We start from the raw sequence: 16716 nt of genomic DNA, 5'->3' as shown, positions 1-16716 counted from the left end.
CTTATGTAATAGAAAAGATACATTCTATATGATTTATATGCAACAACTCACCACTCAAAAATCAACCCTAAAGGGTATGTAGGAAAGCAAGCATAGGGGAAATTAGATGCCAAACTTCTCAAAATTTTCGTAGGTATAATCTCGGGTAAAGGCATTAAAATGCCACCATTCGCTTCCTAGAGGAACCCATCCCGCCTTTTTCATAATAGAACGAAGTTTATTGCGATTGTCTATCTGCTGTTGAGTCAAACGACCACTTTGCAAAGCTTCAGACTCCCCTACAGAACCCGCACAGCGTTCAAAGGAATCAAAATCAGTCCCCATATCCAGCAAGTTTCCTTCTGCATCCGTAAGACTCAAATCCAGAGCAAGTCCGAAATTATGAAGCCCCCCTTTCGCCGGAGAAGAAACGTAATGGGAATATGGAGTTCCTCGCACGGTATTCCTCAGGGCAGCCTGAGCGTAAACAGGTCGAGCGGCATCAAAGATGACTAGCTTGGCTCCCGGGAATTCCTGTTCCATGACACGGATGGTTTTCTTCAGTTTCTCGTAGGCTTCTTTGCGGACAAAAGCCCGCTGCACGCCGCAATACAAGTCATGTCCCGTTACGTTATCAAAAGTCGCATAGCGTAAATCCATGCGCAAGCCTTTCATACGGGTAATTTCCACAAGGCTGGAATCCTGTTCGGCAAAGGCAATCCACTGCTTTACTGCGGAACAGAATCGCAAAGGTTTTTCGGGCTTAGGCGGAACAAAGGCGACATCCGTAGGATTCGCCAATGCCATACCACAAAGGGCCAAAATTACAAGAAGGCGGAACAAGCTAAACTAGAACTGAACTTCTACACCAAACTGAGGGTACAATCCCAAGCCCTTAGCCATAAAGGGAACCAGATCATAACCGTCAGCAGAATTCTTCTTGCGGTCATCACGAGTTACATAAGAACGTTCGCGGTAGTTGTCGGAACCCAGGAATTCAACATCCAGATTTGCAAAGATGTTATCAAGTTCCAGATAGAACCTGGCCGTACGGAAGAAACTCTTCTTGGGAATCAAATCCAAATTGACGCGAAGGTCTGTGCGGAAGAAATCCGTAAACTGGTGATAATCTTTCAGTTCTCGAGTGCCAATGGAATTGGCTGTAGCCGGGGTAACCGAATAGTAATACAGCGGACGATGCAAGGCTGCATGATGAGTCAAAATTACAGACACGATAGAGTCCTTGCGGGGATAGTAGCGGAAGTGAGAAAGAATATCAAGACGGGAATTGGCTTCCCAGGGCAAGCTCCTACCGCCATCCAGTTCATATTCACCGTAGACAGAGCTGATGTTTGTCGCCATGGAGAAATGGTGAGAAGTCTTTAATTCTGCAGAACCCGAAGCACCGGCTACCCAGGCGAAATCCACCGGAGTCACATCATTATAACGGGCATAGGCCTTAGGCAAGGGCAGCAGCGGATCCGCATAATAACGACCAAAACCAGAAGCCTGGGCAATGAAGTACTTGGAATTATAACCAAGGCCCAGCTTAGCGGAAACACCCGATTCCAGACGTCCCGTCAGTTCGCCATCATCAAAGTAAGGTTTCCAGTCGCTGCGGTAGGCGGCATTACCAAAAAGGCGCCAGAAAGCAGTATCGGTCTTAGAAAGATTCTGCTGATAATCGAAAGAGGCCGTAGGAGCGGCTTCATGTTCACCCGCATCGGCAACAGCACCCAAAGAAAGAATCTTCTGAGAGTAGTCGCTCTTCCAGTTCAGACGCCCCGCTCCAGAAAGCACACCCGTCTGATGATCCTTGGATTGAACACCACCAAATTCAGGATACTTATGTTCAAGAACATGATGTTCATACAGAAGAGCTCCGCTTAACTTTGATCCATAGATATCACCTTTGAATTTCTTATCCAGGCCACCGCTAAGAGTTGTGTGGGTCTGTTCGTAGCTGTCGATGAAAGCCTTTGCCATATCCTGGTCGGTACTGCCCGGGCTACGGAAACCAATCGTATCGCGCAAGGTGTCGCCCACATGTTCGCGAACCATACCTGCGTGGAAGTTGGTACCAAAACGGGATTCATATTCGGCGCCAATGACCAAGTAAGACTGCACACCTTCAATGATATCGATAAAGGCCACAGAATCAATGCGTCTAGAAGTATCCTGGTGTACGCTATATTCGTCGGAACTATACAAGGTTCGCAGAGCCCAGGTATTTCCTTCGGAATCCGAGCCGTTAAACTGGGCATAAACATCCATGGCGCTCAGGTCATAGGGGTTCGATTCAGCCACCTTGCAATCCTTGCAATCATCGGTATTCTTACGGAACTCAGAGAAGAACTTTTCTCCCATGTTCTTCAACATGTCTGCGTCCAGCATTCGGAATGCAAAACGGAAACTATCCCAGAAGAGCCACGGAGCATCCACCACAACTTCTCTCATGGTAATGCCAGCAGTTCCTCTCAAGCCCCAATCGCCCTTGGTCTGTTCGGGAATGTATTGCACAGAAGTTGCCAGGCCCTGACCGATGGGACCTTCGCCATAGTTGTCATGAATTTCGATACCGCTCAAGGTATGAGGGTTAATCACAGAAAGGTTACCCGGGAATCCCACATCCAGATGACGCATGTTGGGAATGCGGAGACGACCTAGATGGTAAGCCACATCACCGGCACGGGAACCATCATAGTAAAGAGCACTACTAAAATCCTTCTGGCCAGAAATACCAGGCATCTGACTCAAATGTTCCGTAAGGTCGAAACGCATACCGGCAGCATCTTCAAGCTTATCCAGATTAATCTTGCGTTCAACTTCCCACTGAACTTTTTCGGCGCTACCGCCAACAATGGTACTTGCACCCAGGCTACGAACGTTGGTACTCAAGGTAACCACCATATCGAACAGGTCGGCAAAATCCTGAAGTTCCACCACAACGCTATCAAAGCCATCTTTCTTAAAGACGAGGGATGCATTACTGGAGCTTACGGTATACTCAAATCGGCCATCTGAATTCGTTTCACCCACGGACTTACCCGACACATAGGTAATAGTCACATCCTTAATGGGCAAGTCATTTTCGGCTTCAAGAACCACACCCGAAATTAGGGTCGGCGTAGCACCGAATGCTACGACAGCAAAAAATACCACAGACAGAAAAACGATAAGGCGTCGAATACTCATACTAGTTAAATTAGAAATTTTATATTTCGGTATACCATGCTCAAGATTTATTTAGTACAGATGGAAGCGGTTTTAAACGATAAAACCGCAAACTTCAGGAAAGTCCGTCAACTATTAGACGAATGCAATCCCAGGGACGGCCTTATCATTCTCCCTGAAATGTTCGCCACAGGGTACATTCCCGAAGAGCCTGCCAAATATGCAGAAGACTTCGGCCATGCAGATGCAGGACTCACCGCCAACTTCTTGAGCACACTGGCCGACGAAACTGGATGTGCAGTCCTTGGCGCTGGAATTTCTACAGTTCCCAATAAAGGTCAGAACGCCCCCCTGATGCAAAACCATTCCAGCCTTTATCTGCCCGGTCGCAAAGAGGAAGCCGCCTGCTATAACAAGCGAAAGCCCTTCTTCCCCGAAGTGGATTTCATCCCTGGCGATTCCGTTAGCTTATTCAAAATAAACCAGTGGAATGTCGCCGCCGCCATCTGCTACGACCTGCGTTTTCCGGAACTGTTCCGCGACGCCGTAAAAGCCGGGGCAAGACTAATTACCATTCAGGCAGCCTGGCCCGTCATTCGCAAGGAACACTGGATCACCCTGCTGAAAGCCCGCGCCATCGAAAATCAGGTTTATGTAGCCGCCGCAAACCAATACGGAAATTCCATGATTATCTCCCCCACCGGCGAGGTTATCGCCCAGGGAGAAATGGGAGAAAAAGTGATCCAGGGGACCATTTTATCGGCTCCGCAAGAGGAATACCGCAAGGCATTTCCCGTCCTGAAAGGAATAGTCTAAATTGGAATGATTTAAATCACAATATTAAAACAACGTCATTTTCGGCAACTCATTGAGCATCAACAACTTACGAAATCTTTTGAAAAATTTTTCTTTGAAAATGTGATGTAGATGACAGCCAAATGTCAAAAATTAATTGTATCTTTCTTCATGTAAAACGGATATCAACGTCAAAAAAGAGAGAGGTGCATCATGTCAAACGAAAATAAGTTGCAGTATGTCAAGGCGTTGATTAAAGCAGGAGTTACCCGCGAACTGGTCCTCAAGATTACCTCGATTTCTGGCTACCAGTATTCTCAAATTCGCCGCGAACTCGCCGCCTAAAAAGCCAAGGCAATTTAGCTTCAAAAAATGAAAATAATCCTTGTTATACCCGCGCAGCCTGCCACCCTAAATCAGGAACGGCAGGCTGTGCTTTTATCATGCTTTCGCGACGGATCCCTGCTTTTAGAAGGCAAGGACGGAAAGAAACCAGCCCAGTTCTATATGTCTATCAAGGACAATTTTCCCTGGAGCGAATTTCTGAAGAAGATGATGGTGGCCTGGCAGTTGAGCGACTACTCAGGCGTTCCCAACGAGTTTAAGCCACTGAAGAGAATTCCTCAGTTTGTTTTAGACGAAATATTGAACGAGACTCAGGAAAATCAGCTGAAAGTTCTTGCCGCCCTAAGGCAGCAAGGTTACTTCGGGACGCTCCCGCAACGCAAGGACAAGTAGGGAGTCCCTGAGACCCTGAAATAAATTCAGGGTGACGTACAGGGTGACGTTTGGATTCTAAAGGATCAGCATGCCGTCGCCGTAGCTGAACAGCTTCAGGCGATTTTCTACAGCCATCTTGTAGGCGGCCAGAGTGTTTTCGCGGCCATAGAAAGCAGACACCAGCAAGATCAGGGAACTCTTGGGCCAATGGAAATTGGTAAGCAAGCCGTCTACGATCTTGTAGCGATAACCCGGATAGAAGAACGCGTGAGTGACACCGCTCTGGGCACGGACAACGCCGTTGTCGTCGGCGATGGTTTCTACCACGCGGGTACTTGTGGTACCCACGGTAACAACGCGGCCACCGGCGGCTTTTGCCTCGTTAATGATGCGAGCATTTTCTTCTGTAAGTTCGTAGTGTTCACCGTGCATCTTGTGCTGAGTGAAATCCTCTACAGAAATATTCTGGAAGGTACCGGGTCCCACATGCAGTGTAACTTCGGCGACCTTGACACCCTTGTCCTTTAGAGCCTGCAGCATCTCTTCGCTAAAGTGGAGGCTTGCCGTAGGAGCGGCAACGGCACCGGAATACTTGGCAAAAATAGTCTGGTAAGCCTTCTTGTCTTCTTCGTCATCGGGGCGGTTAATGTAGGGCGGCAGGGGCACGTGTCCCTGGGCATTCATCACCGCTTCCAGTTCAACGGGCGTTACGGCAAAGCGCAGAACACGGGAACCGTCTTCGTTGATAGATTCTACAGTGGTCTTAACGCCAGCGATTATCAATTCGCGGCCCACCTTAAAAGCCTTACCCGGGCGAACCTGAGCCTCGTAACGGGCAGAACCATCTTCGGCAGGAATCATGGCCTGCACCAGCAAGGTTTCTACTTCGCCGTCGTGCATGGTCTTTCCATAAAGGCGGGCAGGAATCACCTTGGTGTTGTTCACCACCAGGCAGTCACCGGCCCTGAAAAGATCTACGATATCGGCAGCCTTCATGACATGACGTTCACCACCGTCCTTAGGGCAATGCAAAATGCGAGTCTTGCCCTTGCCCGCCGTGCGGCTGGCAATCAGTTCGGGAGGAAATTCAAAACTGTAGTCAGAAAGATTATGTTCCATGGTTACGCATCCATTTCGGCCAAAGCCTTCAGCAAACTTTCACGAACCTTATTCTTGAGGGATTCCGGCTTAAGAATAGAGATTTCCGTAGAAACACCCATGAGCCAAGTAACAAAATCAGGGGTGATGCGGAGTTTTACATCCACAACCATATTGCCATTCTTATCGAGACGGCGGGTTGCTTCCGGGAAGAAGTGGGAACGTTCAAACTGAGTCTGAAGCCACTTGGTCTTGACCAACAGGGAAACATCTTCAGGAGTGATTTTAGAATCGGTATACTTGGCGAAAGCATACTTATAATGGATCTTCGCATCGAAGGGCAGCTTAGGTGCGGGAACATTCGTAATCGTCACGTTGGAAATTTTTTCGAACATGAAGTTCTTGAACACCTGAGTTTCTTCATAAGTTTCATCTGCGGCTATCAGATACAGGGTATCCATACGCATAATGACCTTGATAGGATTCACTATCTTCGTCTCTGGTTTTTCAGAAGAGGCGGAGTGAGTGTAATTTATGCGGATCATGGAACCATCGTGAATGGCTTTCAGCACCTTGTTCACCATGGAATCCTGCAATTTATTATCGCAGAAAGGACCGTAATCCAGAATGTAGTCCGGGTCCGTAGAAATGGCATCGGGTTTGAAGTCTTCGGGATCGGTGGTCTGCATGGAATCAATCACCTTTTCCAGCAGTTTGATAGTCTTCAAGTCGGCCGCGTTAGCGACAGAAAGGCTCTTCTTGACCTTTTCAAGTTGACGAACCACTTCCTGGTTGAAGTTCATCTCCTTGTCAGTTTGAATAACATAATAAGTTTCGCCATTTTCCTTAAACTTACGGAGTCCGCAGTTTTCCTTGGCAACGACATCCAGATGACGGAATACCGTACGAGGGCCGCAATTCAACAAAGAGGCAAGCTGTTTTACAGTGACCTTACTTTTTAGGAAGCCCTTGATATTATTGATTTTTTCGTAACCACTTGCCATAGGATTTCTCCAGTTACAGAAGTTTTAAACGGTTTTCAATGGAAGCGGTCTTTGCCTTCTTTACCACAGACAGGAACGCAGCCTGTTTTTGAATAACAGAACGCACATGACCTTCCAGCAGGAATTTTTTGTTCACGCAGGAAACCTTTACCACAGCCCCCTGCATAATGGAATGCAAGGCCAGATCCGTTTCCAGTTCCTTGCACAGCATTTCATTTTCAACTTGATCGGCAGGAATCACGGAAATGGCACAATGAAGCGCCAACACACCAGAAATTTCAGCCACCTTATTTTCCAGATCCCTGGAGTAATATTTTTCGTTGCAATAGGCGGAAACTTCTACACGGCCGAATAGGACCTTTACATCATAATTGAACAGGTGGACATTGGGTGATTCCAGCAAGGCGATAACCGCACGTTCAATTTGAGTATCCGTGATGTAGGAGTCCGTCTGGATTCGGGTAAAGTCAACACAACCACGCACCTTAGGGAGGCCGTTAATGCAAGCCTTCATGGCACGTTTAATGGAAAGGTTGCGGACCATTCCCTTAAGGTAAACCACACCCTGCCCCACTTCAATGGAAACCTTGGAAGCATCCTGCGGGAACACCTGTTTTACCTTGCCCAACACCGCCTGGGTAAGTTTATCGTTAGGCGCATTCTGAGCCTGCAACGGCAAGGTAATGAACAACAGGGTTTTGTCTTTTAACAAAACAGCCAGCTTGTCTTTTTCGCCATCGTTCACCATGCCCACGGCAACGCCGAACTGGTCGCGAATGGTATGGTAGACCTGATCTCCAAGAAGCGTATGGGCACTTTGTGCCGGCAGCAACCGGTAACCATCCGTAGACTCTTCTTTCTGGATTGTCACCTTGGGGCATTCTACCTTTTTTTCGGGACCGCTACCATAATCCAGAACCATGATATCTTTTTCGGGGCCCTGGAAGACACTTTTTACAAGACCAGGCTTAAGACTCTTCTTGAAGTAGAGCCAGTTACCCGGAGCCACACGGTTATGCCCGAAAATCTTGGCGTAGTCGGAATTGATGTGTTCCTTTCGGCAGAAACAAAATTCGTTAGAAAAGGCAACAAAAAGGGCCGTGCAGCGGGTACAGCAGCACAGCACCGGAATATGAGGGTCCAAGCCCCCATAAGTGGTATAGTTTTCCTGGGCAAAAATATCGTGGTCCGTTACCTTCTGGCAACGGCAACAGAATAGCCTCTGACTATACAACTTATGAGGAAACTGAACACGCATTGATTGAGTGGTTAGTGGTTAGTGGTTAGTGGTTAGTTGTTACTGTTTACTAACCACTGTTTACTAAACACTATTTGTTACCCCATGAGCGGGAGGGCTACGTCGATACGGCGGAGGGTTTCTTCCTTACCCAGGAGTTCGAAGAGTTCCCACAGGCCAGGACCAGCGGTAACGCCAGAAACTGCCAAGCGGGGAGCGCCCACCAGTTCGCCCACCTTGTGGCCGATGCGTTCTGCCAGAGCGTAGAATTCCTTTTCAATGACCGGAGTCTTGAAGTCTTCGATGGAAGCCAGCATGTCGCGGACCTGCTGGCAAAGTTCCTTGGAGCCGACCCCAAAGTGCTTCTTGGCGCCCTTTTCGTCGTAGGTTTCCGGAGCCTTGAAGAAGTAGGTGGACATTTCTGCCAGGTCCTGCACGAAGTGTGCACGGGGCTTCAGCTGCTTAACAATTTCCAGGAGACGAGCTTCAGGTTCGGCGCTCAGGTCGAAGCCCTTGGCAGCCAGACCTTCCTTCATAATGCCGAGGAGCATGGCGTCGTCGCACATATGAATGTGCTGGCCGTTCATCCACTGCAGCTTCTTTTCATCGAAGCTTGCGGGCTTGGGGTTGATGCGTTCCAGGGTGAAGCAGTCAATCATTTCCTTGATGGTCATGACTTCGCGGTCGTCACCCGGATTCCAGCCCAGGAGAGCCAGGTAGTTGACCAGAGTTTCGGGCAGGTAGCCCAGGTCGCGGAAGTCACCCACGGAGGCAGCACCCTTACGCTTGGAAAGCTTACCGCCGTTCTTGTCGAGAATCACCGGCAGGTGGCACCATACAGGAGGTTCCCAACCGAATGCCTTGTACAGCAATTCGTGCTTGGGAGTAGAAGAAATCCATTCGTCACCGCGGAGAACGTGGGAAGTACCCATCAGGTGGTCATCGCAAACACTTGCGAAATGATAAGTGGGGTAACCGTCGCGCTTGATGAGAACCAGGTCGTCCAGCAGTTCATTCTGGTAAGAGATGTGGCCGCGGATCATGTCGTCGAATTCGGTAACGCCAGTTTCGGGAACCTTGAAGCGGATCACAGCCTTTTCGCCAGCGGCAATGCGGGCTTCAGCTTCTTCACGAGGAATGTTACGGCAGTGGCGGTCATAACCGGTCACGGACACGCCGGCCTTTTCCTGTTCGGCACGAACTTCCTGGAGGCGTTCTTCGGTGCAGAAGCAGTAGTAGGCATCGCCAGAGTCAAGGAGCTTCTTGATCTGTTCGTTATAGATGTGCAAGCGTTCGCTCTGGAAGTAAGGACCGCAATCCTTTTCGCAACCCGGACCTTCGTCCCACTGGAGGCCAAGCCACTTCAGGTCGCGCATCAAGTCGTGCAGTGCAGTTTCGTTATAACGCTTACGGTCGGTATCTTCGATACGGAGGTAGAACACGCCGCCCATGGCCTTTGCAAAGAAGTAGTTGTAGATAGCAGTACGGGCACCGCCAACGTGGAGGTAACCGGTGGGGCTGGGGGCAAAACGTACACGGACGGGACGCTTGTTATTGCAGCAATCGCACATATTGTATTCCTTTTTTAGGGCAGCCGCGCAAGAGATCTTGTCACAGCTCCATAGTTTAAAATTTTCTATGTCAAAATTTAGCAATTTCAAAAAAACAAGATTTCCTCGCAGTCTCCCACGAGGCTAACAAAGCACCTACATAAAATGTAAAACCAATCCACGAGCAGACAATTTTAGCGAATATTTTTCCCAATCCCATCACGTTTCCCATTGAGCATCAACAAATTGACTCATATGTTTCTACATTTCGTCTGCAATTTATTCATAGCGAATTTGTCTTTTGGCAAATCCGCGTAGCCAAAGGATCGATATGGAAGCTTTAACCGCTTTTCTTGATACCATCGATGGCTATGTTTGGGGTGTACCCCTCATTGTCGTCATTCTTTTTGTAGGCCTCCTTCTTACAGTCCGCTTGGGCTGCTTGCAGGTGGTAAACCTCCCCAACGCTCTGCGTTACATGCTCCACAACGAAAAGGGCGGCCAGGGCGAAGTCTCTAGCTTCGGCGCACTTTGCACCGCTCTTGCTGCCACCATCGGTACAGGTAACATCGTGGGTGTGGCAACTGCTATCGGCACCGGCGGACCCGGCGCCCTCTTCTGGATGGAAATGGCAGCCTTCTTCGGTATGGCAACCAAGTACGCCGAAGGCGTTCTGGCCGTGAAGTACCGCAAGATGGACAAGGACGGCAAGGTTCTGGGTGGACCCTTCTACTATATCGAAACAGGCCTTAAGGAACGTTTCGGCTGGAACATGAAGTGGCTGGCAGTGCTCTTCGCCATCTTCGGCGTCTGCGCAGGCGTCATGGGCATCGGCACCATCACCCAGGTGAACGGCATTACCAGCGCCATGGCTCGCCTCACTCCTAACGCCGCAGAATTCGTGAACATCGGCGGAAACTCCGTCAGCATCACCACCGCCATCGCAGGCGTTCTGGTGACAGCATTCTCCGCCTTCGTGATTATCGGCGGTCTGAAGCGCATTGCCAAGGTTTCTACCTATATCGTTCCTGTCATGGCAATCCTCTACATTCTCGCTTGCATGCTGTTGCTCATGATGAACTTCGCTGCTATTCCCGAAGCGGTCCAGACCATCGTCCGCGCAGCCTTCAACCCCAGCGCTGTGACCGGCGGTGTGGTGGGCACCATCTTCATCGCCATGCAGAAAGGTATCGCCCGCGGTATCTTCAGTAACGAAGCTGGTCTCGGTTCCGCACCCATCGCAGCGGCCGCCGCAAAGACCAACGAACCTGTACGTCAGGGTCTGGTCTGCATGACCGGTACTTTCTTCGACACCATCATCATTTGTACCATGACCGGCCTTGCCATTGTGGTTTCTGGCGCTTGGGATCCGAAGCTTGGCCTGGAAGGCGTGAACATCACCATGGAAGCTTTCTCCCGCGGTCTCGCATTCTTCCCCGGCGGCGCAACCATCGCTCCTTACTTCCTGGCAATCGCTCTGGTGTTCTTCGCATTCACCACCATTCTGGGTTGGGCCTACTATTCTGAAAAGTGCCTGCAGTACCTGATCGGCGGCAAGAAGAAAAAGGCAATCCTCGCCTACCGCTGGATTTATGTTGCAGCCATCTTTATCGGCCCCTACCTCACCGTAAGCGCCGTTTGGACTTGCGCTGACATTTTCAACGGCCTCATGGCATTCCCCAACTTGATTGCCTTGATTCTGCTGAGCGGCATCGTAGCTCTCGAAACCAGGGACTTCCTGGATCGCTTGCACGACGGCAAGGTGGGCGAATAAAAATCAATGATTCAATAGCGCAGAAACCAAGCGCTAGAATTAAAAAGAACAGATGGCGACGAACCATCTGTTTTTTTTACTGTCAGTTAATCCTCGTAGTGTCCCTTACAGGAAATCACGTCGATGACGTCTCCATTAACTCGGTACACCAAGCGATTCACATCATCGATTCGACGACTCCAGAAACCGGATAGTTTACCTTTCAAAGGCTCCGGTTTGCCGATTCCATCTTCGGCACTTCGTTCAACATCCTTAAGGAGTTGATTGATTCGTTTCAGGGTTTTCTTGTCTTGGGACTGCCAGTAGAGATAATCTTCCCAGGCTTTATCAAACCAGTTCTTCTTCATCATCCCCCCCAACTTCAATCAGTTCATGAACAACCCCCTTCCCAGCCTTAATGGCCGCAGCGCCTTCTTCCAAGAACTTCATATTGCTTTCGCTATAGAAGGGATCCGGAAGGGAAATTTCGAAAGGGATGCGATTCTCCCTGAGAACCGCCTTGACGAACAAGTTGAGGGCAGAGGACGTAGACAGCCCCACCTTTTCGCAGAACTTGTCGAAACGTTCCTTGTCCTTGGTTTCGATTCTTGCGGAAATTGTAGAAAGGGCCATAATTAAACCTCCATTTTCCGACAATGTAATACATTCGCTTACATTTTGCAAGTTATCACAACATTTTACCGATATTTCAGCCATCTTTTTCCTTTTTCACGTTATGTTTCGCAAATCAAGCCTTGTTATGGCCTGAAGCAAGAAAGTGTTCCTGCTATTTTCTATACACGTTTTTAAAGGGAAAAATGTTTCACATTCTTGCGTAAAATGATTGTAAAAAAACTAATTTGAAGCGCACAATTACCAATCTCCTTTCATAGGCGGTCACATGGACAAGAAATTTGCAGTGGTTCTCCCGGCCGGTGGCCTGGGCAAGCGCATGGGCGGAAACATTCCCAAGCAGCTGATGCTTTTGGGCGGCAAGCCTGTTTACCGTTATTGCCTTGAGACGTTCCTGCAGATGGACGAAATTGCCGAAGTGGTGATGGCTGTACCTGTCGACTGGAAAAGCCATTTTGAAGATGAACTTTTCGGGTCGGCCGCAGACACGAGCAACTCCAGCCTCACTCCAGAAATGAGCGCCAAGTTGAAAATCGTTGTGGGCGGTGCAGAACGTTGGCAGTCCGTGGAAAACGGTGTCAATGCCCTGACCAGTTCTGCGGAATACGTTCTCGTTCACGACGTAGCCCGTCCCTTTATTAGCAAGGAGATCATTCTTGACGTTTGCAACACCTTGGTAACCAAGGGGGCATGCCTTGTGGCAAAACCCGCTGTAGATACCATCAAGATCGCAGCAGACGGCCGCGTTGAAAAGACCATCGACCGCAATACCGTCTGGATGGCACAGACCCCCCAGGCAGCCCGCATCGACGTTCTTAAGTCGCTGTACAAGCGTATCGCTGCAGAGCCGTTGAACTTTATTCCTACAGACGAAGCCAGCATCCTGGAATTCTTTGGAGAGCCGGTCTATATCGTTAAGGGTGCCGCAGCCAACGACAAGCTGACCACCCCCGAAGACTTCGAAATCTTCGCTGCAAAGCTGAAGTAACAAACAGGATTCTCATATCATTTTATTACATTGGTAATTCAGTATATTGGAGTTTTGGGAAACTCAACCTTGTTGGTGAATTAGGATATGAACATTTTAAGAGTCGCGGCATTTATCGGTGCATTGGCAGCATTTTCCATAGCCAGCCAAACCGTATCCATTTTCGTGAAAGACCCTGCCGAATTAGAAAGCCTTCAGCAGAACTTGGAAAACATCAAGACCGATTTAGGCGAAAGCAATCCTCAAATTGACGAGCTGTTGACCCGAGCATCCAAGATTGCAGAAATGAACAACCGCTGTTCCATGATTTCCATCAACGACGTGCTGGACGAGGAATGCGGACATTTCTATTCCGTGGACCTGCCCGAATTCGAAGCCCAGTACATGGAACTGACTGGTGAATTAAGCTTGAACGCCGTTAAGGTTGGAAACACCCTGGCAGAGCGCACCGAACAGATTCAGGTCTGCGCAAACGCCCTGGGCGGAATTCTCGTTTCCAAGGAAAAGATGTTACGCATGGATGGCGAGATCGCATTGGAACCTTTGAATCTAGAAGGGGCCTTTGACGCGACCTATGATTTCAACCTATACTTTGATGCAGAGCGCATGAAGGTGCAGCAAAACCTGCTGGAACGCTGGGTGGAAAAGTGCAGCGAAGTCGTAGTCCGTCAAGCACACGATGAATTCGCACCCCTATTCGTCGATCGAATCAAAGTAATAAATGACTCTCTAGAAAAGAACAAAGCCAACATGAAGATCGTGCTGGAACCTGAATACCTGGATTTTTATCTGGATATGAACAGACCGGTTGCGGGTTCCTACTTTCTAAACGGAGCGCAGATCTTTAATGTTGAATCCCTACCCTCCGGCAGAAACTTCTCGCACATCATCGTCAGTGCAGTAGACAAGAAAGTGAACCTGCCCCTGGGAACCGACGGCAAAATGCAGAACTTTAGAGGCCGTGTGGAATTCACTGCCGCCTACCAGGAAAAGGACCTGGTGGGCCGCTGGATTTGGGGAAGCCAGATGGACATTCGACGCGCCAAGGCGAAGGGAGATATTTCCTCTGAAGTTGTTATGGGTGATTCCTCAAAACCTGCACCAGTCGTCAAGAAGTTGGCTTCCATTGACACAACTGCACTCATCACTTCTGTAGCAGATTCCGCAGTCCAGGAAACACCAAAGGATGTTGCCGCCAACGATGCTGCCAAGGACGCTTCCGCACAGGACAAGGGAAGCAAGAAGTCCTGGATTCCGCCCGCTATCGCAGGGGCTGTCATGATTGGCGGTGGTGTAATGGCCGCAGTCTTCAACAGCAAGGCCAAGAAGGAAAGCGAAAAGAAAACGCTTACCCGTAAAGAATACGACGACCGTTGTGATAAGATTGAAAACGCACAGACGTTGCGCGCCGTAGGTTTGGGAATTGCCGCCGCAGGCCTTGTTGGCGTAGGCGTCACACTGTTTTTCTAAGGAGAGGATGATATGAAAATGAACAATCTGAACAATCCCTCCCGTGTCATCCTGAGTAACCTCGCCCGCGTCATTCTGAGCAAAGCGAAGAATCCAGTCCTTGCCGCCTCCCTCGTCGCACTTGTAGCCTGCACCGACTACCTGGAAGACTTCCAGGACAAGTATGACAACGGCAACGCATTCGCTGAAATATCCAGCGACGGCGGCAATGGTGACGACGACGGCAGCAGCGACAGCAAACTCAGTTCTTCCAACGGTGGCGAAAGCGAACTCAGTTCTTCCAGCAAGGACAACGGCGATGCAGAATCTTCCGACAGCAAGAATAGTTCCAGCAGCGTCGCAGACCAAGAGAACCTTTGCAAGGGCGGAACCGTTATTTATGATTACAAAGTGCAAGGAAAACTAGGGTTTGATTTGCAGTTTTTTAGGTCAAGTTATTCCTCAACTTTGCCAGAAAACGAACGTGGAATTGTTTTTTCAAGCTTAGAAGAAAAAGATTACGCAGGCTTCCGATGGAACGGAAGTTACGACGTTTCATCATGGGAAGGCATTTGCATAGAATATACAACGGACAAAGACGTTTCTCTTTATCTTGGCGACAGCAAAAAAACAGAAAAGGTCAATCTATCTGCAAACGACAATTTCAAAGAAATCAAATGGGACGACCCTGCATATAAAGAAAATATTTCATTCAATGATTTTAGAAAGTTCTTTTTTGACTTCTCCGATGAAATAAACATGGTCATTTCCAGGATTACGACCATCGCAAAGGTTGACCCAGGCAGTTCTTCTTCTGTTGCAGAATCTAGCAGCGCTTTCGAGCCCTGTAAGGGCACCGTAATTTATGATTACAAGAACCCGGGAAAACTTGGGCTCAATTTACAGTTCTTACCAAATGCAACTACCACGAAGTTACCGGAAAATGGACAAGGCATTGAACTTTCAAGCAATACTGAGCAAAATTATGCAATCTTCGCTTTGAGCGGAAACGATCTTCACGACGTTTCTTCATGGGAAGGTCTTTGTTTAGAATACTCGTCTAACGAAGATATACCACTTTACCTTGCCGATTTGCTAGATAACATAGAGCAAATCAATCTACCTGCAAACGATCACTTCAAGGAAATCAGTTGGGCAGACACAACATCCAGAAAGATTTCCATCAATGGTAGAGGTAGAGTATCCTTCAATAAGTTCGATTCTTTTTCATTCGGGATAAACACTACCAAAAAAGTAACCATCTCAAGAATTACAACCATCGCAAAGGTTGACCCAGGCAGTTCTTCTTCTGTTGCAGAATCTAGCAGCAGCATCGCATTCGATAATGGGCCCTGTACTGGAGATATTGTGTTTGACGAAAATAATAGCAATAACAATTTTAGTGAAAGTTTTATACCAAACAATAGTAGCGTAGTCTCCAGTAACGAATTCACCATCCCCGAAGGAGAAATAAGTTCTTACCTGTATACACTTTCCTCAACCTATACATCCGATTCCACATTTGACATTACAAGCTGGGAAGGACTCTGCGTAGATTACGAAGCTTCAGAAGACATTTATTTGAGTATAAATACAGCAAGTTACGGCAATTTACGAAATGGAGTTGCTTCAAAAGCAACTCTTCCCAAAACAAATGGAGAAACCAAAAGGAAAACATGGATGTGGAATGACTTTAGCCCCAACGGCCCCGCCATCGCATCCAATACAGCAATATTGCAAGTATCCCCGTCTACCAATAGCAATAAAAGTGCGGTCCACATCCGCCGAATTACAACAGCAAAGAAGACAACATCCAACCCTCAAAAAGCCTCGTTAACAGAAGCTCAATTTGCAAGAGTCGATTTGTTAAATTGGCAGTTGCATGACCGGACTTGGCCAGATTTTTCAGGTAGTACGGCTTATGACGTCTGCGAAATAAAGGACATTAAAAATGCAAATGATCCTACCCTTTACTCTTACGAGGGCGCTAAAACGTATTGCAATAAACTTTCTGATGCAAATGGAACGTGGAGACTGCCAACAAAAACAGAATGGGAAAATTTACTATCCACTTTCGACCATTGGGGAAACGACGCAACAAACACATACCACTTCCTGTTTGGGGATGAGCCTATCAACAACTACGGATACTGTGTCTCCAACAATTCAATAAAATACAAATTAGGTTTCTGGACAGCCGAAGGAGGATTTGCTGAATTCCGCCCCCAGCAAATTCCAACCAATGGTGATATGTATCTTTCGAATGATTCTAATCAAAGCGGTTACGCCAACGTCCGTTGCGTACAAGACGCTAAATAAATAAAAATCCGCTAGAT

The 16716-nt window shown here is 48.3% G+C and carries 15 protein-coding genes; 7 read left to right on the top strand and 8 right to left on the bottom strand.

The features are described from left to right. Nucleotides 1–102: 102 nt before the first annotated feature. Together BUB94_RS07125 and BUB94_RS07120 are read right to left on the bottom strand one after the other, a co-directional pair. A complete protein-coding gene (locus tag BUB94_RS07125; protein WP_083538167.1) occupies nucleotides 103–786 on the bottom strand; it encodes a M15 family metallopeptidase in 684 nt (227 codons plus the stop codon). Nucleotides 787–828: 42 nt separating this feature from the next. Then, nucleotides 829–3174, bottom strand: a complete 2346-nt coding sequence (locus tag BUB94_RS07120; RefSeq protein ID WP_073235530.1) for a peptidase associated/transthyretin-like domain-containing protein — start codon at nucleotides 3172–3174, stop codon at nucleotides 829–831. Nucleotides 3175–3210: 36 nt separating this feature from the next. On the opposite strand from BUB94_RS07120, the gene BUB94_RS07115 reads away from it, so the two are divergent. The 3 genes from BUB94_RS07115 (at nucleotide 3211) to BUB94_RS07110 (ending at nucleotide 4686) form a co-directional block, all read left to right on the top strand. Continuing rightward, nucleotides 3211–3969: a nitrilase-related carbon-nitrogen hydrolase gene (locus tag BUB94_RS07115; RefSeq protein WP_073157272.1), complete on the top strand. Its 759-nt coding sequence runs from the start codon at nucleotides 3211–3213 to the stop codon at nucleotides 3967–3969. A 192-nt stretch (nucleotides 3970–4161) separates the two neighbouring features. Further along, nucleotides 4162–4293 carry a hypothetical protein gene (locus BUB94_RS17305; RefSeq protein WP_254917571.1) on the top strand — a complete coding sequence of 44 codons (132 nt, stop codon included), beginning with the start codon at nucleotides 4162–4164 and terminating at the stop codon, nucleotides 4291–4293. Nucleotides 4294–4320: 27 nt separating this feature from the next. Next, the gene (locus BUB94_RS07110; RefSeq protein ID WP_073157275.1) at nucleotides 4321–4686 is read left to right on the top strand and encodes an SH2 domain-containing protein; all 366 of its coding nucleotides are present in this window, start codon (nucleotides 4321–4323) and stop codon (nucleotides 4684–4686) included. Nucleotides 4687–4743: 57 nt separating this feature from the next. Here the strand turns inward: BUB94_RS07110 and queA are convergent, their stop codons facing one another. The 4 genes from queA to gltX all read right to left on the bottom strand — a co-directional run bounded on the left by queA (nucleotide 4744) and on the right by gltX (nucleotide 9578). Next, nucleotides 4744–5787 carry a tRNA preQ1(34) S-adenosylmethionine ribosyltransferase-isomerase QueA gene (gene queA, locus BUB94_RS07105; protein ID WP_073235527.1) on the bottom strand — a complete coding sequence of 348 codons (1044 nt, stop codon included), beginning with the start codon at nucleotides 5785–5787 and terminating at the stop codon, nucleotides 4744–4746. Between the two features lie 2 nt (nucleotides 5788–5789). Beyond that, entirely contained in the window at nucleotides 5790–6770 is a 981-nt protein-coding gene (locus BUB94_RS07100) for a WYL domain-containing protein (protein ID WP_073235524.1), read from the bottom strand. A gap of 13 nt (nucleotides 6771–6783) precedes the next feature. Beyond that, entirely contained in the window at nucleotides 6784–8028 is a 1245-nt protein-coding gene (locus BUB94_RS07095; protein ID WP_073157284.1) for a BON domain-containing protein, read from the bottom strand. A 77-nt stretch (nucleotides 8029–8105) separates the two neighbouring features. Then, nucleotides 8106–9578 (bottom strand): glutamate--tRNA ligase, encoded by a 1473-nt coding sequence (gltX, locus tag BUB94_RS07090; RefSeq protein WP_073235518.1) that lies wholly within the window; start codon nucleotides 9576–9578, stop codon nucleotides 8106–8108. A gap of 310 nt (nucleotides 9579–9888) precedes the next feature. On the opposite strand from gltX, the gene BUB94_RS07085 reads away from it, so the two are divergent. Further along, nucleotides 9889–11331, top strand: a complete 1443-nt coding sequence (locus tag BUB94_RS07085; protein ID WP_073235515.1) for an alanine/glycine:cation symporter family protein — start codon at nucleotides 9889–9891, stop codon at nucleotides 11329–11331. A gap of 86 nt (nucleotides 11332–11417) precedes the next feature. On the opposite strand, the gene BUB94_RS07080 is transcribed toward BUB94_RS07085, so the two are convergent. Both BUB94_RS07080 and BUB94_RS07075 read right to left on the bottom strand, forming a co-directional pair. Beyond that, a complete protein-coding gene (locus tag BUB94_RS07080) occupies nucleotides 11418–11678 on the bottom strand; it encodes a Txe/YoeB family addiction module toxin (protein ID WP_073157425.1) in 261 nt (86 codons plus the stop codon). Beyond that, a complete protein-coding gene (locus BUB94_RS07075; RefSeq protein WP_073157293.1) occupies nucleotides 11659–11943 on the bottom strand; it encodes a type II toxin-antitoxin system RelB/DinJ family antitoxin in 285 nt (94 codons plus the stop codon). Before BUB94_RS07075 ends, BUB94_RS07080 begins: the two co-directional genes overlap by 20 nt. Nucleotides 11944–12211: 268 nt before the next feature. On the opposite strand from BUB94_RS07075, the gene ispD reads away from it, so the two are divergent. The 3 genes from ispD (at nucleotide 12212) to BUB94_RS07060 (ending at nucleotide 16699) form a co-directional block, all read left to right on the top strand. Then, nucleotides 12212–12931, top strand: a complete 720-nt coding sequence (gene ispD, locus BUB94_RS07070) for a 2-C-methyl-D-erythritol 4-phosphate cytidylyltransferase (protein WP_073235512.1) — start codon at nucleotides 12212–12214, stop codon at nucleotides 12929–12931. Nucleotides 12932–13018: 87 nt separating this feature from the next. Then, nucleotides 13019–14401 carry a hypothetical protein gene (locus BUB94_RS07065; protein ID WP_073235510.1) on the top strand — a complete coding sequence of 461 codons (1383 nt, stop codon included), beginning with the start codon at nucleotides 13019–13021 and terminating at the stop codon, nucleotides 14399–14401. A 12-nt stretch (nucleotides 14402–14413) separates the two neighbouring features. Further along, nucleotides 14414–16699 (top strand): SUMF1/EgtB/PvdO family nonheme iron enzyme, encoded by a 2286-nt coding sequence (locus BUB94_RS07060; protein WP_073235507.1) that lies wholly within the window; start codon nucleotides 14414–14416, stop codon nucleotides 16697–16699. Nucleotides 16700–16716 lie beyond the last annotated feature (17 nt).

The organism is Fibrobacter sp. UWH9 (genome assembly GCF_900129715.1).
Taxonomy (GTDB): domain Bacteria; phylum Fibrobacterota; class Fibrobacteria; order Fibrobacterales; family Fibrobacteraceae; genus Fibrobacter.
Note: the sequence above shows the minus strand (reverse complement) of the source record. Positions and strands in the feature narration are given on the sequence as shown.